General features: G+C 66.5%; 20 protein-coding genes. 11 read left to right on the top strand and 9 right to left on the bottom strand.

Translation table 11 applies throughout. The features are described from left to right. Positions 1 to 2: 2 nt before the first annotated feature. Entirely contained in the window at positions 3 to 1,271 is a 1,269-nt protein-coding gene (locus AC4PTO_RS13995; RefSeq protein ID WP_492729465.1) for a 4-aminobutyrate--2-oxoglutarate transaminase, read from the bottom strand. Positions 1,272 to 1,364: 93 nt separating this feature from the next. Here AC4PTO_RS13995 and AC4PTO_RS14000 point away from each other — a divergent pair, with 93 nt between their 5' ends. Both AC4PTO_RS14000 and AC4PTO_RS14005 read left to right on the top strand, forming a co-directional pair. Further along, positions 1,365 to 2,201 (top strand): MerR family transcriptional regulator, encoded by an 837-nt coding sequence (locus AC4PTO_RS14000; protein WP_492729467.1) that lies wholly within the window; start codon positions 1,365 to 1,367, stop codon positions 2,199 to 2,201. Between the two features lie 58 nt (positions 2,202 to 2,259). Further along, on the top strand, positions 2,260 to 2,994 hold the full coding sequence (locus AC4PTO_RS14005; protein WP_492729469.1) for a rhomboid family intramembrane serine protease: 735 nt from the start codon (positions 2,260 to 2,262) through the stop codon (positions 2,992 to 2,994). Positions 2,995 to 3,000: 6 nt separating this feature from the next. On the opposite strand, the gene AC4PTO_RS14010 is transcribed toward AC4PTO_RS14005, so the two are convergent. Continuing rightward, on the bottom strand, positions 3,001 to 3,792 hold the full coding sequence (locus AC4PTO_RS14010) for an inositol monophosphatase family protein (RefSeq protein ID WP_492729471.1): 792 nt from the start codon (positions 3,790 to 3,792) through the stop codon (positions 3,001 to 3,003). A 177-nt stretch (positions 3,793 to 3,969) separates the two neighbouring features. Continuing rightward, complete coding sequence (locus AC4PTO_RS14015; RefSeq protein ID WP_492729473.1) at positions 3,970 to 4,875, bottom strand: LysR family transcriptional regulator; 906 nt, start codon at positions 4,873 to 4,875, stop codon at positions 3,970 to 3,972. 93 nt (positions 4,876 to 4,968) lie between these two features. Here AC4PTO_RS14015 and metF point away from each other — a divergent pair, with 93 nt between their 5' ends. Both metF and AC4PTO_RS14025 read left to right on the top strand, forming a co-directional pair. Continuing rightward, positions 4,969 to 5,835 (top strand): methylenetetrahydrofolate reductase [NAD(P)H], encoded by an 867-nt coding sequence (gene metF / locus AC4PTO_RS14020; protein WP_492729475.1) that lies wholly within the window; start codon positions 4,969 to 4,971, stop codon positions 5,833 to 5,835. Between the two features lie 81 nt (positions 5,836 to 5,916). Beyond that, positions 5,917 to 6,408 carry a PaaI family thioesterase gene (locus tag AC4PTO_RS14025; RefSeq protein ID WP_492729477.1) on the top strand — a complete coding sequence of 164 codons (492 nt, stop codon included), beginning with the start codon at positions 5,917 to 5,919 and terminating at the stop codon, positions 6,406 to 6,408. Here AC4PTO_RS14025 and AC4PTO_RS14030 read toward each other — a convergent pair. Continuing rightward, the gene (locus tag AC4PTO_RS14030; RefSeq protein WP_492729479.1) at positions 6,310 to 7,515 is read right to left on the bottom strand and encodes a T6SS phospholipase effector Tle1-like catalytic domain-containing protein; all 1,206 of its coding nucleotides are present in this window, start codon (positions 7,513 to 7,515) and stop codon (positions 6,310 to 6,312) included. The genes AC4PTO_RS14025 and AC4PTO_RS14030 overlap by 99 nt on opposite strands. A 94-nt stretch (positions 7,516 to 7,609) precedes the next feature. Further along, positions 7,610 to 8,755: a type III PLP-dependent enzyme gene (locus AC4PTO_RS14035; protein ID WP_492729481.1), complete on the bottom strand. Its 1,146-nt coding sequence runs from the start codon at positions 8,753 to 8,755 to the stop codon at positions 7,610 to 7,612. Between the two features lie 226 nt (positions 8,756 to 8,981). Here AC4PTO_RS14035 and AC4PTO_RS14040 point away from each other — a divergent pair, with 226 nt between their 5' ends. Then, positions 8,982 to 9,413 (top strand): Lrp/AsnC family transcriptional regulator, encoded by a 432-nt coding sequence (locus tag AC4PTO_RS14040; protein ID WP_492729483.1) that lies wholly within the window; start codon positions 8,982 to 8,984, stop codon positions 9,411 to 9,413. A 100-nt stretch (positions 9,414 to 9,513) separates the two neighbouring features. Continuing rightward, a complete protein-coding gene (locus AC4PTO_RS14045) occupies positions 9,514 to 12,567 on the top strand; it encodes a valine--tRNA ligase (RefSeq protein WP_492729485.1) in 3,054 nt (1,017 codons plus the stop codon). Positions 12,568 to 12,581: 14 nt separating this feature from the next. Here AC4PTO_RS14045 and AC4PTO_RS14050 read toward each other — a convergent pair whose 3' ends face one another. Beyond that, positions 12,582 to 13,355 (bottom strand): crotonase/enoyl-CoA hydratase family protein, encoded by a 774-nt coding sequence (locus AC4PTO_RS14050; protein WP_492729487.1) that lies wholly within the window; start codon positions 13,353 to 13,355, stop codon positions 12,582 to 12,584. Between the two features lie 140 nt (positions 13,356 to 13,495). Between AC4PTO_RS14050 and AC4PTO_RS14055 the strand changes: the two genes are divergently transcribed. Together AC4PTO_RS14055 and copM are read left to right on the top strand one after the other, a co-directional pair. Continuing rightward, a complete protein-coding gene (locus AC4PTO_RS14055; RefSeq protein ID WP_492729488.1) occupies positions 13,496 to 14,620 on the top strand; it encodes a pyridoxal phosphate-dependent aminotransferase in 1,125 nt (374 codons plus the stop codon). Positions 14,621 to 14,699: 79 nt separating this feature from the next. Further along, on the top strand, positions 14,700 to 15,080 hold the full coding sequence (gene copM / locus AC4PTO_RS14060; protein ID WP_492729489.1) for a CopM family metallochaperone: 381 nt from the start codon (positions 14,700 to 14,702) through the stop codon (positions 15,078 to 15,080). Between the two features lie 20 nt (positions 15,081 to 15,100). Here the strand turns inward: copM and AC4PTO_RS14065 are convergent, their stop codons facing one another. After that, positions 15,101 to 16,312, bottom strand: coding sequence for a pyridoxal-phosphate-dependent aminotransferase family protein (locus AC4PTO_RS14065; RefSeq protein WP_492729490.1), 1,212 nt, complete (start codon positions 16,310 to 16,312; stop codon positions 15,101 to 15,103). 235 nt (positions 16,313 to 16,547) lie between these two features. Between AC4PTO_RS14065 and AC4PTO_RS14070 the strand changes: the two genes are divergently transcribed. Next, positions 16,548 to 18,215 (top strand): ABC transporter ATP-binding protein, encoded by a 1,668-nt coding sequence (locus AC4PTO_RS14070; RefSeq protein ID WP_492733633.1) that lies wholly within the window; start codon positions 16,548 to 16,550, stop codon positions 18,213 to 18,215. Positions 18,216 to 18,244: 29 nt separating this feature from the next. Further along, positions 18,245 to 18,979 carry a CAF17-like 4Fe-4S cluster assembly/insertion protein YgfZ gene (ygfZ, locus tag AC4PTO_RS14075; RefSeq protein ID WP_492729492.1) on the top strand — a complete coding sequence of 245 codons (735 nt, stop codon included), beginning with the start codon at positions 18,245 to 18,247 and terminating at the stop codon, positions 18,977 to 18,979. 53 nt (positions 18,980 to 19,032) lie between these two features. Here ygfZ and efp read toward each other — a convergent pair whose 3' ends face one another. Continuing rightward, on the bottom strand, positions 19,033 to 19,596 hold the full coding sequence (efp, locus tag AC4PTO_RS14080) for an elongation factor P (protein ID WP_492729493.1): 564 nt from the start codon (positions 19,594 to 19,596) through the stop codon (positions 19,033 to 19,035). Positions 19,597 to 19,811: 215 nt separating this feature from the next. Between efp and AC4PTO_RS14085 the strand changes: the two genes are divergently transcribed. Further along, the gene (locus AC4PTO_RS14085; protein WP_068765522.1) at positions 19,812 to 20,132 is read left to right on the top strand and encodes a DUF6280 family protein; all 321 of its coding nucleotides are present in this window, start codon (positions 19,812 to 19,814) and stop codon (positions 20,130 to 20,132) included. 85 nt (positions 20,133 to 20,217) lie between these two features. Here the strand turns inward: AC4PTO_RS14085 and AC4PTO_RS14090 are convergent, their stop codons facing one another. After that, on the bottom strand, positions 20,218 to 21,081 hold the full coding sequence (locus AC4PTO_RS14090) for a hypothetical protein (protein ID WP_492729495.1): 864 nt from the start codon (positions 21,079 to 21,081) through the stop codon (positions 20,218 to 20,220). Positions 21,082 to 21,113: the final 32 nt, after the last annotated feature.

Below are 21,113 nucleotides of genomic sequence, written 5' to 3' on the forward strand. Positions count from 1 at the left end.
GATCAGCCCCGCGCCGCCGTCACCGACGCCTCCAGAATATCGAGCGCCTCGTCGAAGACCGCATCGGGAATGGTGATCGGCGCAAGGAAGCGGATCACGTTGCCATAGACGCCGCAGGTCAGAAGGATCAGGCCGCGTTTCAGCGCCTCTTCCCGCACGCGGTTGGTGAAGGCGGGGTTCGGCTCGGCCTTGCCGGCGACATTGAACTCGACCGCATTCATGAAACCCGGTCCGCGGATATCCGCAATCTCGGGCACCGCGTCGCGCATCCCGGCAAGGCGCTGCTTGAGCCGCTGACCAAGGCGCGTGGCGCGGTTGCACAGATCCTCTTCCGCGATCACGTCCAGCACGGCATGGGCGGCCGCCACGCCAAGCGGGTTGCCCGCATAGGTGCCGCCAAGGCCGCCGGGATTGGGGCTGTCCATGATTTCGGCCCGCCCCGTCACCGCCGAGATCGGCAACCCGCCGCCCAGCCCCTTGGCCATCGTGGTGATATCGGCCGCAACGCCGTGATGCTCCATTGCAAACAGCTTTCCGGTGCGCGCAAAGCCGGTCTGCACCTCATCCGCGATCAGCACGATGCCATGATCGTCACAGACCTTGCGCAGCGTCTTCATGAACCCGGCCGGAACCTCGTAGAAGCCGCCCTCGCCCTGCACCGGCTCCACGATGATCGCGGCCACGCGCGCAGGCTCCAGATCGGCCTTGAACAGACGGTCAAGGCCCGCCAGCGCATCCTCGGCGGTCACGCCATGCATCTCGACCGGGAAGGGAAGGTGCCAGACATCGTTCATCATCGGGCCGAACCCGGCCTTGTAGGGCTGCACCTTGCCCGTCAGCGACATGCCCATGAAGGTGCGGCCGTGAAAGCCGCCCGCAAAGGCGATGACGGCGGGGCGCCCGGTATGGTGGCGGGCGATCTTGATGGCGTTCTCCACGGCCTCGGCGCCGGTCGTGGCAAAAATCGTCTTCTTCGGAAAATCGCCCGGCAGGGCGGCATTCAGACGTTCGGCCAGTTCGACATAATTCGCGTAAGGCACAACCTGATGGCAGGTATGGGTGAAACGGTCGAGCTGCGCCTTGACGGCCTCCATGACCTTGGGGTGGCGGTGGCCGGTATTCACCACGGCGATCCCGGCGGCAAAGTCGATATAGCGATTGCCGTCCTTGTCCCAGATCTCGGCGTTCTCGGCTCGCTCGGCATAGATCTGCGTGGTCATCCCGACACCCTTGGCGATGGCGGCATTCTTGCGGTCGGTCATGGTGGTCATTGGTCGCTCCCGATTCTGTCTTTGCATTTTTTCTGCAAGATTTATTAGATTCGGGATAGAGCTATTTTTCGCCACCGCTAGAATAGTGCGGACATGACCGCTGATTCCGACACCTCCCCACCCTCCGCCTCCTTCCGCGTGACCGAGGCGGCACGCGCCGCCGGCGTTGCACCCTCGACAGTGCGGCTTTGGGAAACCCAGGGACTGATCGTGCCGGGGCGCCGGGCCTCGGGGCAGCGGCTTTATTCGGCCGAGGACGTGGCGCGGCTGCAACGCATCGCCTTCCTACGCCGCGAGGCCGGGCTGAACCCGGCCGCGATCCGCGCCACGCTGGAGGCCGAGGGCGCCTCCGCCTCGCCCACCCCTGCCCCTGCCCCTGCGGCTGGCAGCGATCCGCTTGGCACCCGGCTGCGCCAGCTTCGCCTTGCGCGGGGCGATCGGATCGACCAGATGGCCGAGGCCTTGGGCCTGTCGGCCTCGGCGCTTTCGACGCTGGAGCGCACGGGGGCGGGCGTGTCCTTCAAGACCCTCTCGGATATCGCCCGGCATCTGGGCACAACCGTGTCGCGCCTTTCGGGGCAAGAGGATGACAACGCCAAGCTCGTGATCCGCACGGGCGCGGCCCGGATCTGGCCGATGCCGGTTGCCGGTGTGCGCGTCGAGGTTCTGGCCGAGGGGCAGCGCCAGATGGATTGCCATCGCTTCACCCTGGCCCCCGGCGCCGCATCCGAAGGCGGCTATGGCCATGAAGGGGAAGAGTTCATCACCGTCCTGTCGGGCCGCTTCCGCATCGTTCTGGACGGCGAAGAGACGCATGAGCTTGCCCCCGGCGATTCGATCTATTTCGAAAGCCGGCGCAACCACAGCTGGGCCAATGCGGCCGATGGCGAAACCGTGCTGATCTGGGTCAACACACCGCCCACCTTCTAGCAACATCCCGCCGTTGCAATGGCTTGACGCGCCGCGGCGGATGGGGAACCCTCGCGCCATGTTCCCGATCCGCGATCATAACCCCTCGTTGCGCACCCCCTGGGTCACCTGGGCGATCATCGCGCTGAACGTGGCCGCGTTCGTGCTGACCATGCCCTGGGGCGGCGGGATGAGCGGCCTTTGGGAATATGGCGCGCTTTACCCCGCGGCGGTGACGCAGGGCGCATGGCTGCACGGGCTTGTGACGCATATGTTCCTGCATGCCGGGCTGATGCATCTGGCGGGGAACATGCTGTTCCTGTGGGTCTTTGGCGACAACCTCGAAGAGCAGTTGGGCCATCTGGGCTTTGCGCTCTTTTATCTTGCGGGCGGGCTGGCCGCCGCCGCCGCGCAGATCGCGGCCGATCCGGCAAGCGGGATCCCGATGGTCGGGGCCTCGGGGGCGATCGCCGGGGTGATGGGGGGCTATCTTCTGATGTTTCCCAGGGCGCGGGTCGATGTGCTGTTCATCTTCATCGTGTTCTTCCGCATCTTCCCGATTCCGGCGTGGATCGTGCTGGGCGCGTGGTTCGCGCTCCAGGTCTTCAACGGCACCACCGCGGGGATCGGCGACGGCGTTGCCTATTGGGCCCATGCCGGAGGGTTTGCGGCCGGTGTCCTGCTGATGCTGCCGGTCTGGCTGCGCCGCGGCGGCGCGCGTTACTGGGGCCGCACGCAGGGCCATCCGCCCCATCCCGAGGCACAATACCAGCGATCGCGCATTCCCGTCGTGCCGCGCCGCCGCCGGCGCTGAGGCGGTTCAGGCGGGCTGGCGCAGGATCTTGCACAGCGGCTGGAACATCTCGGCATTGGTGGCGATGACCGCCCCCCCACCCAGAACGTCGCGGCCTTCGCGGATCGGGCCGAAGAAGCCGCCCGCCTCCTTCACCAGGATCAGGCCCGCCGCCATGTCCCAGGCATTCAGGCCGCGTTCCCAATAGCCGTCGTAACGGCCCGAGGCGACATAGGCGAGATCGAGCGAGGCAGCGCCGAAGCGGCGCACGCCCGCACAGACCGGCATCAGGCGCGCAAGATCCTGAAGCGTTGCGGGCAGCGTCGCCTGCCCGGCAAAGGGCACGCCCGTGGCAAACAGCGCCTCGATCATGTTGCGCCGCCCCGAAACCCGCAGCCGGGTTTCGTTCATGAAGGCGCCAAGGCCCTTTTCGGCATAGTAAAGCTCGTCCTTCGCGGCGTCGAAGATCACGCCGGCGACCACCTCGCCCTTGTGTTCGAGCGCGATAGAGACCGCCCAGTGCGGCAGCCCGTGCAGGAAGTTGGTGGTGCCGTCCAGCGGATCGACGATCCAGCGGCGCGTCGGGTCCTCGCCCGGTTCCTCACCGGTCTCTTCGCCCAGCCAGCCATAGGTGGGGCGGGCGCCGCGCAGTTCTTCCTTGATGATGCGCTCGGCCTCGCGGTCGGCCTTGCTGACGAAATCGCCGGGGCCCTTGGCGGAAACCTGCAGGTTCTCGACCTCGCGGAAATCCTTGACGAGGGCGCGGCCGGCCTTGCGGGCGGCCTTGATCATCAGGTTGAGGTTCGCACTGCCTTGCATCGGGGGCTCCTTCACATCAAGCGCGTGCCTTACACGGGCGGGCGCGGAATTCCAAGGGGTTTGCGCGGGCGGAACGGATCGGGACGGGGGGCTGTCTGCCCCCCGGCATCCGCAGCCCCCTAAACGGGGGCGGCGGATGCGCCCCCCGAGGATATTTGGACAAAGATGAAAGCCGCCTTAGCTGCGTTGCAGCTTGACCGGTTCAGTGCGCGCGAGGCGCAGGAAATGCGCCATGAAGGGCTGCGTTGCATCCTCGATGCGGGTGGCGGCGTAGAGCCGTTTGGACAGGCCTTTCTCGGTGACCGGGCGGGTGATGTAATCGGGCTGGTATTTCACCTCGCGCAGCACCCAGTCGGGCAGCACCGCCACCCCGCGCCCCGAGGCCACCAGCATCAAAATCACCGCCGTCAGTTCGACCTGCCGCTGTGCGCGGGGTTCGACCCGCGCGGGGCCCAGAAGCTCGGTGAAGATGTCGATCCGTCCACGGTCGACGGGATAGGTGATCAGGGTCTGGTCCCGGAAATCTTCGGCCTCGACGAAGGCTTTGGCCGCAAGCGGGTTCGTCGCGGCCGCCACGAAGGTGGGTGCGTAGTCGAACAGCGGATTGAACACGATGCCGTCCAGCGCCTCGGGATCGGAAGAGATCACGAGGTCCACCTCTTCGCGCAAGAGGGCGGGCATGGCGTTGAAGGCAAGGCCTGCACGGATATCCACGTCGATCTCGGGCCAGGCCCGGCGGAACTGTTCCAGGACCGGGAAGAGCCAGTCGAAACAGGCATGGCATTCGATGGCGATATGCAGCCGCCCCGCGCGGCCCTGGCGCAGGGCCTCGAATTCCTCTTCGATGGCCTCGATCTCGGGCAGGATCCGCTCGGCCAGGCGCAAGAGCTTCATCCCCGCCGAGGACAGGCGCAGCGGCTTGGAGCGGCGGGCGAAAAGCTCGACCCCGGCCTGGTCTTCCAACCCCTTGACCTGATGGGACAAGGCCGACTGCGTGATGTGCAGAAGGTCGGCCGCGCGGGCCAGCCCGCCCGCATCGTGTATCGCCCTGATCGTGCGCAGATGACGAAGTTCGAGATGCATTATGAAGCGCGCCTCATAATCTTGTTGAGGATTATGAGTTTGTCTCACATCTCATTTTGCGCCACAAGGGGGACAACAAAAAGGATCCCGATCATGACCACGCCCCGTGTCAGCTTTGAATTCTTCCCGCCGCAGACGCTCGATGCTTCGTTCCGTCTTTGGGAAACCGTGCAGGTGCTTGCGCCGCTGAAGCCCTCTTTCGTTTCCGTGACCTATGGCGCGGGCGGCACGACGCGCAAGCTGACCCATGAGGCGGTGACGACGATCGGCAAGAATTACGGTGTCGATGTCGCGGCGCACCTGACCTGCGTGGAGGCAACCCGCGCCGAAACGCTGGAGATCGTGAATTCCTATGCCGAGGCCGGCGTGACCGAGATCGTCGCGCTGCGCGGCGATGCGCCCCACGGTGCCGCGCGGTTCACCCCGCATGCCGACGGTTTCGCCTCTTCGGTGGAGTTGATCGAAGCCCTGGCCGAGGATGGCCGTTTCACCATCCGCTGCGGCGCCTATCCCGAACCGCATCCCGATGCGGCCGATCCGCTGGCCGATGTGCGCTGGCTCAAGCGCAAGGTCGAGGCCGGCGCCAGCTCGGCCATCACGCAGTTCTTCTTCGAGGCGGATACGTTCTTCCGCTTCCGCGATGCCTGTGCGAAGGAAGGCATCGACGCGAAGATCATCCCCGGCATCCTGCCGATCCAGTCCTGGGCCGGCGCCAAGCGCTTTGCCGAGCGTTGCGGCACCTCGATCCCCGCCTGGGTCGAAGAGGCCTTCACCGCGGCGGCGCGCGACGGGCGCGAACAGCTTCTGTCCACCGCGATCTGCACCGAGCTGTGCGATGACCTGATCCGGGGCGGTGTCGAGGATCTGCACTTCTACACGCTCAACCGTCCGGGCCTGACGCGCGATGTGTGCCACGCGCTTGGCGTGACGCCGGATGCGGTTCTGGAAAACGTGGCCTGACGCGCCCGCGCGCAGGGGTTAAGAAGGGGGGCTTCGGCCCCCCTTTTGCCGTCGCGCACCCCATGTCCAAGGAGGAACATCATGACCGAACCGCGCTATGCCCGGCGCCCGGAGGACTTTCCCGCCCTTGCCGATCTGCGGCAGCTGACCGGCCTTGAATACCTGAAAAAGCTGATCGCGGGCGAATTCCCGACCATGACGATTGCCGGGCCACTGGGCTTTCGCGTGACCCATGCCGAGGAAGGCCGGGTCCAGATGGCCGGGCGCCCGGAGGCGATATGCGCCAACGGATTCGGGCAGGTTCACGGCGGCTGGTATGGCACGGTCCTGGACAGTTGCATGACCTGCGCCGTGATCAGCGCCCTGCCCCGCGGGCGGGTTCAGACGACGCTGGAATTCAAGGTCAACATGCTTCGCGCGCTGCCCATAGGCACCGACATCACCGCGACCGGCCAGATCGAGCATGTCGGCCGTTCAACCGGCGTCGCCCGTGGTGAGATCCGCGGCAGCAAGGACGGGCGGCTCTACGCGACCGGAACCGCCACCTGCTTCATCCTCGGCACGGCGGAGTAGCTCGGCCCGCTTGTCGCGCCGCGCAAGCCAGGGCCGGATCACGATGCGCCAGTTGCGCCGGGCGCCAAGCACGCTTTCATGGATCCGCTCGGAGGTATCGCGCCCCACAAGCCGGGGCGCGCGGAACAGGTAGAACTTGCCCCAGCCGCGCCAGCTGCCGACCGACGGCGCCCCCGGATCGCAGGGGAAATCCGCGTGCCAGCCGGGCGGCAGCGCAAGCCCCAGCGCCTCGGCGCGTTCCAGCATCCATGTCAGCGGGATATTGGCCAGCGGGCGCGCCTCTTCCTTGCTTAGCAACTGGCCGCCGATATCGCCGTGGCAGCCGCGGAACCAGACCTGCTCGATCCGCCTTGCCCCGGTCCCCTCGCTGTCCCAGATCAGCGGCTCCAGCACCGAGCGCGTCTCGTCCAGCGCAAGCGCCTGGTAGCCGTGATTGACCGTCGCGCCCAGCCGGTGATCATGAAACCGGTAGCGCGGTTCGGTCAGAAGCCACATGAAGGGCAGTTGCAGGCCAAGCGCCATCACCGTGTCGAAGACGCCGACCATCTCGATCGGGGCCGCGTCATGGCAGAAGCGGCGGCGGAAGGCGGTTGCGGCGGGGCGGCGCTCGGCCGCCTCATAGTAGCGCCAGGCCAGCAGCACGTTGCGCTCGGTCGCGCAGTCGTTGCGCAACAGCCCCACGCGGTCCACGATTCCCGCAAGCGAGCGGGCCGCGAAAGCCCCCCGCGAATAGCCGATCAGGAAGATCCGGTCCCCCGGCCGGTAGCGCGTCGACAGCCAGCCATAGGCGCGCAGGATCTGCCGGTTCACGCCCCAGCCCAGCATCACGTCGGAAAGCTCGCGCCATTCGCGCCATTGCAGCCCCTTGCCGTAATAGACGGAACTGCGGGGATTGGCGGCGCGCAGGTAATGGTAAAGCCGCCCGATCGAGGTTTCCTCCCCCGGCTTCAGCGACCCCATCGTGCCGTCGAGCAGAAGAATATGGTCGACCCGCTCACGCGCGACCCGCGCGACGGGGGCGGCGGCAGGCTCGGCCCCCCGCAGCGCGCGCGCAACACGGTTCAGCGCCCCGCGCAACACACCGCCAAATTTTCCCGACCACCCCATCGACCCTACCGCAAGACACAAGGAACCTTGTCCAACTATAGGACAAGGTTCCGGGCAGGTCAGTGACGAATAGGTGAAAAGGTCGTGGCGCGCCCTAGCCGCGCAGCGACAGCGCCGTCACGATCTCCATCGCGCCGAAGCCGTTGAAGCGCGTGTTGGTGGCCGAGGAATAGGCCCCCATGCCCTGGAACACCACGAAATCGCCTTCCTGAAGGTCCGAGGCCAAGCCAAGCTCTCCGGGCAGGCGGTCGACGGAATCGCAGGTCGGGCCGAAGACCACGCGCGCAACCGCCGCGCCCGTGCGCTGCTGCCCCTCGGGCGAGAAGGCATCGACGCGGTCGATATTGCCCACCAGCGGAAGCTCGGCCAAGCCGCCATAGACGCCGTCGTTCAGGAAGACATGCGCGCCATCGCGCAGCGCCTTGACGCGGGTGATATGGGTGAAGGCATCCCCCACAAGGCCGCGGCCCGGCTCGCAGACAAGCGCGGGGCGATCTTCGCCGAAGGCCTCGGCGGTGACACGCCCGATCAGCGCGAAGATATCCTCCAGTACCGGCGCGGGGCCGATATTGCGATGCGACGGGAACCCGCCGCCCACGTTCAGCCGGGCCGCCCGCACGCCCGCCTCGGCGCAGATCGCGGCCGCGGTGCGGATATAGGCATCCCATGCCATCGGGTCGACGCATTGCGTGCCCGGATGGAAGGTGAGCGAGGCGATGAAGCCCGCCGCGTCGGCGCGGCGCAGAAGCTGCGCGGCAAGTTCCGCCGTGGCGCCGAACTTGGCCCCGAAGTTGTAGGCCGCGCCCTGCACCGGCAGCTTGAAGCGCACCGAGATTTCGCAGCCCTCGGCCGGCACCATCTCGATCAGCTTTTCAAGTTCGGACACGGAGTCGACCGACCAGGTCTTCACATCGGCGGCGACGGCATGGGCGATCTCGTCGCGGCCGCGCACCGGGTTGTGGTAGTGCAGCGCGGCACCCGGCGCCAGGCGGCGGATCAGGTCGATCTCGTAGGGCGAGGCGACATCGAACCCCCTGACCCCGGCGGCAACCAGATTCTGGATGACCATCTCGTCGGGGTTCGACTTGACGGCATAGGTCACAAGCCCCGGAAAGCCCTTGATGAAGCGGCGCGCCGTCGATTGCAGGATGGTGGGCGCGAACACCAGAACCGGGTGATCGGGCTGACGCACGCGGATGATTTCGGACGGATTTGCCCAGATAGTCTTCGACAGTCCCATCGGCTTGCTCCTCGCCAACAGAACGCAGCCACCTCTTGCCCCGGCTTTACGGGTCGGGAGACGCTTACGCGTTTCAACCAACCAGGCCAGGTGCGTATGAGCCGCCCTTTTCCTGAACATTTCGTCGGCGCGATATGGGGCACATTTCTTTCGATCGAAAGACTAGAAATGACGCATGACTTCGTTAAAGTGACAGATCATTCAGTCAAAATGAAAGTGTGGCAAAATGGACGACCTTGACCGCGGCATTCTGGGCCTTCTGGGGGGCGATGCGCGCATGTCGGTGGCAACGCTGGCGCGGCGGCTCAAAGTCGCGCGGTCCACGATTCAGGCGCGGCTGGAACGGCTTGAGACATCGGGCGTGATCGCGGGCTACACGATCAAGCTGGGCGAGGCCGCGCGGCAGGGCCGCATCCGCGCCACCGTGCTGCTTGCGATCGAGCCGCGCGCGCAGGCTGCCATCCTCGGGCGGCTGAAGACCATCGCCGAGGTGGAGCGGATCCACACCACCTCGGGCCGGGTCGACCTGCTGCTGCAACTCTCGGCGCCCACCACCAGCCAGCTTGATGCCGTTCTCGACCAGATCGGAGAGCTGACCGGCGTGAAATCCTCGGAAAGCCTGATCCATCTGTCGACCAAGATGGATCGCGCCGTCTGATCGCTGCCCGTGGCCGCAATCGCAACGCCGATTGCGGCGAAGGCTTTTCCTTGCGACATGCCCGCGTTAAAGGACGGGCAAGCCAAAGGGGATGCAACCGATGCCGATGGAAAAGACCTTCAACGCCGCCGAGGCCGAAGCCCGTATCGCCGCCGAATGGGAGGCGCGCCACTGCTTTGCCGCCGGCGCCAATGCCCGGCGCGACGAGACGTTCTGCATCATGATCCCGCCGCCGAACGTGACGGGTTCGCTGCATATGGGGCATGCGTTCAACAACACCTTGCAGGACATCCTTGTCCGCTGGCACCGGATGCGCGGCTTCGACACGCTGTGGCAGCCGGGGCAGGACCATGCCGGCATCGCCACCCAGATGGTCGTCGAACGCGAACTGGCCAAGGACAAGTCGAACCAGACCCGGCGCGAGATGGGGCGCGAGAAATTCCTGGAAAAGGTCTGGGAATGGAAAGGCCAGTCGGGCAACACGATCATCAACCAGCTCAAGCGGCTCGGCGCGTCTTGCGACTGGTCCAGGAACGCCTTCACCATGTCCGGCGCGCCCGGTGCGCCCGCCTCGGACCAGGGCAATTTCCACGATGCCGTCATCAAGGTCTTCGTGGACCTTTACAACAAGGGCTACATCTATCGCGGCAAGCGCCTCGTGAACTGGGACCCGCATTTCGAGACCGCGATCTCGGACCTCGAGGTCGAGCAGATCGAGGTGCAGGGCCATATGTGGCACTTCAAATACCCGCTCGCGGACGGCCAGACCTATGAGTATGTCGAGAAGGACGCGGACGGAAACATCACCTTCCGCGAGACGCGCGACTATATCTCGATCGCCACGACGCGCCCCGAGACGATGCTGGGCGACGGTGCGGTCGCGGTGCATCCGTCCGACGAACGCTATGCGCCGATCGTCGGCAAGCTGTGCGAAATTCCGGTAGGCCCGAAAGAGCACCGCCGCCTGATCCCGATCATCACCGACGAATATCCCGACCCGGATTTCGGTTCGGGCGCGGTGAAGATCACCGGCGCGCATGACTTCAACGACTATGCCGTGGCCAAGCGCGGCAACATCCCCTGCTACCGGTTGATGGACACCCGCGCCGCGATGCGTGCAGACGGCGCACCCTATGCCGAGGCCGCCGCCATCGCCATGGCCGTCGCCAGGGGCGAAAAGACGCTGACCGAGGCCGAGGTGGACGCGGTCAACCTTGTCCCCGACGACCTGCGCGGCCTTGACCGCTATGAGGCCCGCAAGCGCGTGATCGACCAGATCACCTCCGAGGGGCTGGCGGTGACGGTGCTGCACAAGACCATCGACAAGGAAACCGGCGCCGAGCATGCCGAGCGCATCCCCCTTGTCGAGCAGAACAAGATGATGCAGCCGCATGGCGACCGCTCCAAGGTGGTGATCGAGCCGATGCTGACCGACCAATGGTTCGTGGACACCGCCAAGATCGTGGAACCGGCGCTCAAGGCCGTGCGCGACGGCATGGCCGCGCAAGAGGCCGGCACGTTCGATGAAAAGGCCGGCTACACCCGCATCCTGCCCGAACGCGACGCCAAGACCTATTTCCACTGGCTGGAAAACATCGAGCCCTGGTGCATTTCGCGGCAACTCTGGTGGGGGCACCAGATTCCGGTGTGGTTTGGGCCGCGCATTTACCCGCACGGACCGCAAGGAGATATGTTCTCCTACGACCTCTCAGGAAGTGGAACAGAGTTCTGTTTCGCTACAAAGGAGGAGGCAATTGAGGCCGCAAAGAAGTTCTACGGTTTTGACGTTTTCGTTTCCGAAGATGAACTTGAATCTCTTGAAAACTCAAAATACGGCGAAAGGGTCGGAATCTGGCGCGACCCCGACGTCCTCGACACCTGGTTCTCCTCCGGCCTCTGGCCGATCGGCACGCTCGGCTGGCCCGAACAGACCGAGGAGCTGAGGAAATACTTCCCCACCGACGTCCTTGTCACCGGCTTCGACATCATCTTCTTCTGGGTCGCCCGGATGATGATGATGCAGCTTGCCGTGGTGGATCAGGTGCCCTTCCACACCGTCTATGTCCACGCCCTCGTGCGCGACGAGAAGGGCAAGAAAATGTCGAAGTCGCTTGGCAACGTGCTCGACCCGATCGAACTGATCGACGAATACGGCGCGGATGCGGTGCGCTTCACGCTGACCGCCATGGCCGCCATGGGGCGCGACCTGAAACTGTCCGGCGCGCGCATCGCGGGCTATCGCAACTTTGGCACCAAGATCTGGAACGCCACCCGCTTTGCCGAGATGAACGGCGTGTTCGAGGGCCCCGCCCCCGCCGCCATCCCCGCGCCCGCGCATACCGTGAACCGCTGGATCATCGGCGAAACCGCCCGCGTGCGCGAGGCGGTGGACGACGCGCTGACCAATTACCGCTTCAACGATGCCGCGAACGCGCTTTACGCCTTTGTCTGGGGCAAGGTCTGCGACTGGTATGTGGAATTCGCCAAGCCGCTTTTCGATGGCGCGCATGCCGCCGAAACCCGCGCCACGATGCGGTGGGTGCTGGATCAGTGCTATATCCTGCTGCACCCGATCATGCCCTTCGTCACCGAAGAGCTTTGGGCGCTGACGGGCACGCGCGCGGGCATGCTGGTGCATGGCGAATGGCCCGAATACGGCAGCGACCTCATCGACCCCGAGGCCGACCGCGAGATGAACTGGGTCATCGGCCTGATCGACGAGATCCGCTCGTCGCGCACACAGATGGGCGTGCCGGCGGGGCTGAAGCTGCCCATGGTGCTGTCGCAGGCCGATGACGCCGCGCGCGCGGCCCTCGCGCGCAACGAAGCGCTGATCTTCCGCCTTGCCCGCATCGACAGCGTGACCGAGGCGGCGATCCCGCGCGGCTCGATTTCCGTTGCGGTGCAGGGGGCGCTTTTCGCGCTGCCGCTGGAAGGCGTGATCGACGTGGCGGCCGAAAAGGCGCGGCTGGAAAAGGCGCTCGCCAAAATCGAAAAGGACCTGGGCGGCCTGCGCGGCCGGCTTGCCAACCCGAAATTCGTGCAGAACGCCGCCGAAGAGGTGATCGAGGAAACGCGCGAGAACCTCGCCCGCGGCGAGGACGAGGCCGCCAGGATCGCCGCCGCCGTCAAGCGCCTGGCCGAGATGGGATAAGCGCGGCTCGGGCGCTAGCGCCGGGCCGCCAGATTGGCCGCGATCACTGCCATCTGGTCGGGCTTGCCGATCAGGTCGGCCTGTTCGCGGCTTTCGGCCAGCAGCACCTCGGCCCGCGATCCCGACAGCGCCGTGCCGATCAGACGCTTGGCCGCGCGGATCGCCGAGGGGCTTTTGCCCGCGATCTCCTGGGCAAGCGCGGTGGCGCGGGCCAGCGGATCGGCCGCCAGCTCGGTGACAAGGCCCCAGCGCTCGGCCTGTTCGGCCCCGATCGGGGCGGCGCTATAGGTCATCTGGCGGATCACGTCGCCGCGCGTCAGTTCGGGCAGCAGCACCATCCCGCCCATGTCGGGCACCAGCCCCCATTTCATCTCCATCACGGCCAGCCGGGCCTCGGGCGCGGCGATGCGGATATCGGCCCCAAGCGCAAGCTGGAACCCCGCCCCGAACACCGCGCCGTGCAGCGCCGCGATGACCGGCACCGGAAGGCTGCGCCAGACCAGCGCGAAATGCTGGAAGCGGTTGGCATCGCCATGGCTGCGCGGCATCACCAGCGCCTCGGGGTCGGTCCCGGCCAGCATCGCAAAGCTTTGCACGTCAAGCCCCGCGCAGAACGCATCGCCCTTGCCCGCAAGAACGACGGCGCGCAGATCGGGTGCTGCGGCAAGCATGGCCCCCGCCTCCAGCATGTCGTCGATCATCTCCATATCGACGGCATTCATCTTTTCGGGGCGGTTCAGGCGGACATGGGCCACCGGCCCGTCCATGGTCACGGTTACGCGGCGCATCGGGTGCTCCCAGGGGTGTTTGGCCGATCATAGCCGGCGCTGCGCCGGGGGCGCCAGTGGCGCCCGCAGGATGTGACGCAAGGAAACGGCCCAGGGCCAATCCCCTTGCGGGGCGGGCAAATTCGCCCTACGCCTCGGATATGATCGGTCCGCGCCTTACCCCGCTTGTCGAAAGCCTGCCCGCCACGGTGCCCTTCGTCGGCCCCGAGGCGCAGGAACGCGCGCGCGGCCGCCCCTTCGCCGCCCGTCTCGGGGCGAACGAAAACGGCTTTGGCCCCTCGCCCCGCGCGATCCGCGCCATGGCCGAGGCCGCCGCCGACGTGTGGATGTATGGCGATCCCGAAAACCACGCCCTGCGCCACGCCCTTGCCGCGCATCACGGCTGTGCGCCCGAGAACATCGTGGTGGGCGAAGGGATCGACGCGCTTCTGGGCTATCTGGTGCGCCTGACGGTTGCGCCGGGCGATCCGGTCGTGACATCGGACGGGGCCTATCCGACCTTCAACTACCATGTCGCGGGCTTTGGCGGGCAGTTGCACAAGGCCCCCTATCGGGACGACATGGAAGACCCCGAGGCCCTGCTGGCGCTTGCCGGGCGCTCTGCGGCAAAGCTGCTCTACATCGCCAATCCCGACAACCCGATGGGCCTTGCCCACCCCGCCGAAACGATCACGCGGATGATCGCCGCCGTGCCCAAAGGCACGCTTCTGGTCCTGGACGAGGCCTATATCGAGCTTGCCCCCGAGGGCACCGCCCCCGCGATCGACCCCGAGGACCCCCGCGTGATCCGCATGCGCACCTTCTCGAAGGGCTACGGCATGGCGGGGGCGCGTGTCGGCTATGCCATCGGCGCGCGCCCGCTGATTGCCGCGTTCGAGCGGATCCGCAACCATTTCGGCATGTGCCGCATCAGCCAGGCGGGTGCGCTTGCCGCCCTTGCCGATCAGGACTGGCTGGCACGGACGCGCGCCTCGGTGGTGGCCTCACGCGAACGGATCACGCGGATCGCCGCCGAATCGGGGCTGAAGGCGCTGCCCTCGGCCACGAATTTCGTGGCCATCGACTGCGGCGCGGACGGCGCCTTCGCCCGCGCGGTTCTGGCCGCGCTGACCGAGGCCGACATCTTCGTGCGCATGCCCTTCACCGCCCCCCAAGACCGCTGCATCCGCGTCTCTTGCGGGCCCGAAGCGGCGATGCAGGCCTTTGGCCGCGCGCTTCCGCACGCGCTTGGGGCGGCGCGCGCAAAGGCGGCCTCCGACCGATAACGCGCGCCTCGCCAAGTGGTGATTTGCCCCGAAGCGGGGCCTGCGCCACCGTCTGCCCAGATCGAACGGGAGAAAGACAATGACCAGAACCAAACGCCGGATGCTTCTCAGCCCGCTGGCCTTCGCCATTGCCTTCGGGGCCTATGCCGAAACGCCCGCCACCATGGAACACGGCGATCATGGCGCCACAATCAGCGCCCCGGCCACATCCTCGAGCGAGGCCTACAGGCAGGCCAATGACGCGATGCACGCGAACATGGCCGTGGAACTGACCGGCGACGCGGATGTCGATTTCATCCGCAGCATGATCCCGCATCATCAGGGCGCGGTCGACATGGCCCGCATCGTGCTTGCACATGGCAAGGACCCCGAGGTGCGCAAGCTGGCCGAAGCCGTCATCGCCGCGCAAGAGGCCGAAATCGGCTGGATGACCGAGTGGCTAGAGCAGAACGGCCAGTAAGGACCGCCGGGGCGGGGCCGCTACACCGGCGCCGCCCCACCCCCGATCACGGCCGCGGCGGCGGCAATGCCACCCGCGCCATGGGGCAGCCCGAGCGCCACCAGCCCCGCCTCCATCACCCCCAGAACACCAAGGGTCATATGCGCGTTCACATGGCCCATATGCGCCACGCGCAGGTAGTCTCCGTAATCCGGGGCGCCCGGCTCGGCCATGCCCAGCCCGATGCCAAGGGTGACGCCGGCCTCTTCCTCGCACCAGTGGCGCAGACGCCCGGCCCCGCCGCCGCCGATCCGCGCGGCGGTCACCGCATGGGCGCGCAGCGCCGGGTCCGCGATGTTCAGCGCCACCGCGCCGCCCTGCCCCCAGGCGTCGAAGGCGGCCCAGACCGCGCGCGCAAGCGTGGCATGACGCGCCCAGACATTGGGCAGGCCCTCTTCGTCAAGGATCATGCGCAGGGATTCGGCCAGCCCGAACAGGTGATGCGTGGGCGCCGTGCCCGCGAAATGCTGGTAGAACAGCTCGGCAAACGCCCGCGGGCGCCAGTTCCAGTAGGGCGTGACCAGATCGGCCCCCCGGCAGCGTTCCAGCGCCCTGTCGCCGAACCACACGAATCCCAGGCCGGGCGGCACCATCAGCCCCTTCTGGCTGGCCGAGACCATCACGTCGACGCCCCAGTCATCCATGAAGAACGGGTCGCATCCAAGCGAGGCGATGGCATCCACCGCGAGCAGCGCAGGATGGCCCGCCGCATCCATCGCCGCCCGGAGCGCGGCAATATCGTTGCGCACCGAACTTGCGGTATCGACATGGGTCACCAGAACGGCCTTGATCTCGTGCCCGGCATCGGCCCGCAGCGCCGCCTCGAGCCGGGCGGGATCGGCGGGCGCCGCGCGGCCGAAATCCAGCATATCGACCGCCACGCCCATGGCCCGCGCATGTTCCGCCCAGCCCAGCCCGAACCGGCCCGTCGCCAGCACCAGCGCCTTCTCGCCGCGCGAGAACATGTTGGCGATCGCCGCCTCCCATGCGCCGTGGCCGTTGGCAATATAGATCGCCACATGCCCCGAGGACATCGCCACACGGCGCAGGTCGGGAAAGATCCGTGCGACGGCATCGACCAGCTCGCCCTCGTAGATATTCGGCGCGGCGCGATGCATCGCGCGCAGCACCCGGTCGGGCATGACCGAGGGGCCGGGAATGGCCAGATAGCGGCGGCCGTGCGACAGGCTCATGGCGGTTCTCCTGAAGGGTTCCTGCATCGGTATGCCGGGCCGCGCGCCGGGTCAATCGGTGGCGGTGCTTGCACGGGGGCGGCCATTCACGCTAGACCCGTGCTGTTTCCGCGCCCTTTTTCGGGGCGCGTCATCGCAAGAAGGCACGCCTTTGGCCCAGCCAGATCCCCAATATAGCTCGCGCAGGCTGTTCGGCCGGCTTTGGCGGGACTATCTGCGCAGCCACCTGCCGCTGATGACGGTCGCGCTTTTCGTGATGGTCATCGAAGGCTCCACGCTTGGCGCGCTGAGCTGGATGCTGGAGCCGCTGTTCGACCGCGTCTTCGTGGCCGGCGAATCCGATCTGATCTGGTGGGTGGGCGGCGCGATCTTCGCGCTGTTCGTGATCCGGGCGGTGGCGCTGATCATCTCGCGCACCTTGTTGCAAAAGATCGCGCTTGGCACCTCAAGCGCGATGCAGGTGGATCTGACGCGCCATATCATGCGCCTCGATCAGGCCTTCTTCCAGGCCAACCCGCCCGGCGCCCTGATCGAGCGGGTGCAGGGCGACACGATCGCCGTGCAGGGCGTGTGGTCAACCTTCATCACCGGCGCGGGGCGCGATCTGGTGGCGCTCGTGTCGCTTTTCGGGGTGGCGATCTCAATCGACCCGGTCTGGACGGCCACCACCCTGATCGGCGCGCCCCTCCTGATCCTGCCCACGGGGATCGCGCAGCGCTACATCCGCAAGAAGACCGCCCAGATGCGCGTGCAGTCGGGGCAACGCGCCACGCGCCTGGACGAGGTGTTCCACGGCATCGCCACGGTCAAGCTGAACCGGATGGAGGATTATCAGGCCCACCGTTTCGCCGGCATCGTCGAGGCGATCCGGCGCGCGCAGGTCAAGATGGCGGCCTCGCAGGCGATGATCCCGGCGCTGATCGACATCGTGACCGGGCTTGGCTTCTTCGGCGTCCTGCTTCTGGCGGGCCGCGAGATTACCGAGGGCGAACGCACGGTGGGTGAATTCATGTCCTTCTTCACCGCCATCGCCCTTGCCTTCCAGCCGCTGCGCAGGCTGGGCAACCTGACCGGCACATGGCAGACGGCGGCGGCAAGCCTTGAACGCCTTTACCGCCTGATGGATACGCAACCCACGATCTCCAGCCCGCCGGACGGCGCCCGCCCGGACCCCCGGGATACCACCGTGCGGCTTGAGGACGTGCACCTGAGCTACGGCCAGACCGCGGTTCTGCGCGGGCTGAGCCTGACCGCAGAGGCGGGCAGGACGACAGCGCTTGTCGGCCCGTCGGGCGCGGGCAAAAGCACCGTCTTCAACCTGCTCACGCGCATGGTCGATCCGCAGGAAGGCCGCGTCACGGTGGGCGGGCAGGATGTGCGCGGGCTGGACCTTGCGGCGCTGCGCGACCTGTTCTCGACCGTGTCGCAGGAACCCGCGCTTTTCGACGAGACGCTGCGCGAGAACGTCCTTCTGGGACGCCACGACATTGCGCCCGAAGCCCTGGAACGGGCCCTGCGCGCCGCCCATGTGACCGATTTCACCGACACCCTGCCCGAGGGCATCGACACGCCCGTCGGGCCGCGTGGATCGGCGCTTTCGGGCGGGCAGCGCCAGCGTGTCGCCATCGCGCGCGCAATCCTGCGCGAGGCGCCGATCCTGCTTCTGGACGAGGCGACCTCGGCGCTGGACACCGAATCCGAGGCCCGCGTGGCCGAGGCCCTGGCGGAACTTTCGGCGGGGCGCACCACGCTTGTCATCGCGCACCGGCTGTCGACCGTGCGCAATGCCGACAAGATCGTGGTCATCGTCGAAGGCCGCGTGGTGGAAGAGGGCACGCATGACAGCCTGTTGCGGCAGGGCGGCGTCTACGCCACGCTGTGCCGGATGCAACTGACCGACTGACGCCCCAACGCCTGCAACAGGGGGAACGCATGACCGACCGACAGATCTACAGCATTTTCGGCCCCGACCGGATCGACTTCCTGCAAGGGCTGATCACGAACGATGCGCGCAGGCTTTCGCAAGGACCGGTCTATGCCGCGCTGCTTTCGCCGCAGGGCAAGTATCTGGCCGATTTCCTGCTGATCCCACGCGGCGATGAGGTGCTGCTCGACATCGCCGCGCCGCTGGCCGAGGGCACCGTGCGGCGCCTGTCGATGTACAAGCTGCGCGCCGATGTGGCGATCGCCCCGACCGCGTTGAAGCTGCGCCGCGGCACCGGACCGGCCCCCGAAGGGGCGGTGGCCGACCCGCGCCACCCCGCACTTGGCTGGCGGCTTTACGGTCCGGATGAGGGCGACGACGGCACCGACTGGGACGCGCTTCGCGTGGCCCATTGCATCCCCGAAAGCGGCGCGGAGCTGACCTCCGACACCTATATCCTCGAAGCCGGGTTCGAGCGGCTGAACGGCGTCGATTTCCGCAAGGGCTGCTATGTCGGGCAAGAGGTCACCGCCCGCATGAAGCACAAGACCGAGCTGAAGAAGGGCCTGACCCGTGTCACGCTGGAGGGAGCGGCCGACCCCGGCACCCCGATCCTGACCGCCGACGGCCGCCCGGCGGGCACACTTCACACCCGATCGGGCGACGCGGGCATCGCCTATCTGCGCTTCGACCGCGCCGAGGGGGAACTTTACGCGGGCACGGCGCGCGTGACGCGCGCCTGACGGGCGCCGGTTTCCCGCCGCAATGCCGCGTTAGCGATCACAATCGCGCGAGTTCAGGCGCGTTCAGAGTATTCCATGAACTCGGTATGCACGACGATATCCTCGTCCTGCGCGATGAAGGGCGGCACCATGATGCGCACGCCATTGTCCAGAATCGCGGGCTTGAAGCTGTTCGCCGCGGTCTGGCCTTTGACCACCGGTTCGGTCTCGACCACCTTGCAGACCACCTTCTGCGGCAGCGACACGTTCAGCGCCTCGTCGCCGTAATACTCGACCGTGGCGATCATGCCGTCCTGCAGGAAGGGCCGCCGGTCGCCCAGAAGATCGGCGTCGATTTCGGTCTGTTCATAGGTTTCGCTGTCCATGAAGATCAGCTTTCCGTCGCTTTCATACAGGAATTGCTGGTCTTTATTGTCCAGGCGGACCTGTTCGACCTTGTCTTCCGAGCGGAACCTCTCGTTCAGCTTGCGCCCGTCGCGCAGGTTTTTCAGCTCGACCTGGGCGAAGGCGCCGCCCTTGCCTGGCTTCACATGGTTGACCTTGACGGCGGCCCAAAGCCCCCCGTCATGTTCCAGAATGGCACCCGGACGAATTTCGTTGCCGTTAATCCTTGGCATCGGAGAAAACCTGAATGAAAGGTTGATCGGAAGGTTCGACGCCCTATATATGGGCGGCTGCCAGGTGGCAAGCGGACTAGATACGGTAGCCTCAAAACCAAGCCATGCACAACTTGCATGGCTGCCATGAGGCGGGGGCCATATCGAATCGCCGCTAATAAGCCATATTTGCCGCCACGCCAGGAAACGCAAGAGCAATAACAAAGGACGGAATAATGCGCGATTTCGTTGACGGCTCCGCATTCAACTACGAACAAGGTCAGCGCGCGCGCAAACTGTTTGCCGCCGTTGTGCTTGCCGCCTTGGATGACGCGATCGCCGATGACAAGAAATACGGCAACGGGCCCGAGCAGATCGCCCGTTGGGCACGCTCGCGCGATGGGCGCGAAGTGCTGTCCTGTGCCGGGATCGACCCCAACGAACGCGTTGTGAAGGGTTTGATGGAGTTCGTTTCCAAGGGTGTCCGCACCTCGGTCGCGCTGTCGCGCGAGGAAAGCGAACGCCGCATGGCTGCCGAAGAGGCCGAAGCCGCCTAAGCGCAGAAACGCGCAGGCAAAACAAAAGCGCGCCCACCGGGCGCGCTTTTGTTTTTGGATGGCACGGGCGCGTAGCGGCCCGTGCTCAGTCAAAATCCTGGCTTGTCAGCGCCCGGTTGATCTCTTGGCGGACAAGCTTGCGGACGCTGCGGGTGATACGCTCACCCAAGCGGCCCTGAAGCTCCTTGCGGATGATATCAGCCACCAGCGCCTCCAGCGCCGCCTCGTCCAGACCGGCCAGATCGCGGGAACCGGTATCGGCCGGAGGCGCGGCAACCGGCGTGGCGCGGTGGATGACGGGCCGCGAGACCCGCGCGTCGGGCTGGGCCAGATGCAGGCGCGACGGGCCGGACACGGGCGCTTCGACATGCGGCGCCGGGCTTGCCGTGTGGACGAAACCTGCATCGGGCGCTTCTTCGGCCCCATCCGGGCCGGGCGCCTCGAAACCCGCATATTCCGGATCTTCGGCCCGGGGGCTTCCGGTCGCGTCGGGGCCGGGAACCTCTTGCGCATCCGCAACCATGTCCTCGAAGGATTCCGGCAGCGGTTCGAAACCCTCGTCCTCCCCGAACTCGAGACTCTCGCCTTCCTCGGGCTCGAACTCGTCCCCGCTGTCGGCCACGGCGGCCTCAAGCTCGGCAATCGTATCCTCAAGCCTGCTCAGCTCGGCACCCAGATCGGTAGCGGCTGCGGTCGGTTGCGAGGGCGTCTGCCGGGGGGCATCCTGAACGCGCGCCTCGGGCACCGCGATCCGCAGCGCCGGAGTCAGCACAAGGCACTCCGCCGCCACAGGCGCCGGGGCCTCGGCCTCTTCGGGGGCGTCCTGGACGGGCTGCGGTTCGGAATCGGCCATCAGCCGGCGGTATGGCAGGGTCGCTTCCTGAGAGACGAGTCGCCGGATCGAGGACAATACATCCTCAATCTCCAGATTCGTTTGCGGATCAGACATCAATTCCTCATTGCCCACGAACAGGCCCCCAA

The sequence above is a fragment of the Rhodobacter maritimus genome, assembly GCF_058747975.1.

Coding starts and splice junctions, on each gene's coding strand:
- AC4PTO_RS13995 (WP_492729465.1), bottom strand. CDS start 1,271: ATGACCACCATGACCGACCGCAAGAATGCCGCCATCGCCAAGGGTGTC.
- AC4PTO_RS14000 (WP_492729467.1), top strand. CDS start 1,365: ATGACCGCTGATTCCGACACCTCCCCACCCTCCGCCTCCTTCCGCGTG.
- AC4PTO_RS14005 (WP_492729469.1), top strand. CDS start 2,260: ATGTTCCCGATCCGCGATCATAACCCCTCGTTGCGCACCCCCTGGGTC.
- AC4PTO_RS14010 (WP_492729471.1), bottom strand. CDS start 3,792: ATGCAAGGCAGTGCGAACCTCAACCTGATGATCAAGGCCGCCCGCAAG.
- AC4PTO_RS14015 (WP_492729473.1), bottom strand. CDS start 4,875: ATGCATCTCGAACTTCGTCATCTGCGCACGATCAGGGCGATACACGAT.
- metF (WP_492729475.1), top strand. CDS start 4,969: ATGACCACGCCCCGTGTCAGCTTTGAATTCTTCCCGCCGCAGACGCTC.
- AC4PTO_RS14025 (WP_492729477.1), top strand. CDS start 5,917: ATGACCGAACCGCGCTATGCCCGGCGCCCGGAGGACTTTCCCGCCCTT.
- AC4PTO_RS14030 (WP_492729479.1), bottom strand. CDS start 7,515: ATGGGGTGGTCGGGAAAATTTGGCGGTGTGTTGCGCGGGGCGCTGAAC.
- AC4PTO_RS14035 (WP_492729481.1), bottom strand. CDS start 8,755: ATGGGACTGTCGAAGACTATCTGGGCAAATCCGTCCGAAATCATCCGC.
- AC4PTO_RS14040 (WP_492729483.1), top strand. CDS start 8,982: ATGGACGACCTTGACCGCGGCATTCTGGGCCTTCTGGGGGGCGATGCG.
- AC4PTO_RS14045 (WP_492729485.1), top strand. CDS start 9,514: ATGCCGATGGAAAAGACCTTCAACGCCGCCGAGGCCGAAGCCCGTATC.
- AC4PTO_RS14050 (WP_492729487.1), bottom strand. CDS start 13,355: ATGCGCCGCGTAACCGTGACCATGGACGGGCCGGTGGCCCATGTCCGC.
- AC4PTO_RS14055 (WP_492729488.1), top strand. CDS start 13,496: ATGATCGGTCCGCGCCTTACCCCGCTTGTCGAAAGCCTGCCCGCCACG.
- copM (WP_492729489.1), top strand. CDS start 14,700: ATGACCAGAACCAAACGCCGGATGCTTCTCAGCCCGCTGGCCTTCGCC.
- AC4PTO_RS14065 (WP_492729490.1), bottom strand. CDS start 16,312: ATGAGCCTGTCGCACGGCCGCCGCTATCTGGCCATTCCCGGCCCCTCG.
- AC4PTO_RS14070 (WP_492733633.1), top strand. CDS start 16,548: ATGACGGTCGCGCTTTTCGTGATGGTCATCGAAGGCTCCACGCTTGGC.
- ygfZ (WP_492729492.1), top strand. CDS start 18,245: ATGACCGACCGACAGATCTACAGCATTTTCGGCCCCGACCGGATCGAC.
- efp (WP_492729493.1), bottom strand. CDS start 19,596: ATGCCAAGGATTAACGGCAACGAAATTCGTCCGGGTGCCATTCTGGAA.
- AC4PTO_RS14085 (WP_068765522.1), top strand. CDS start 19,812: ATGCGCGATTTCGTTGACGGCTCCGCATTCAACTACGAACAAGGTCAG.
- AC4PTO_RS14090 (WP_492729495.1), bottom strand. CDS start 21,081: ATGTCTGATCCGCAAACGAATCTGGAGATTGAGGATGTATTGTCCTCG.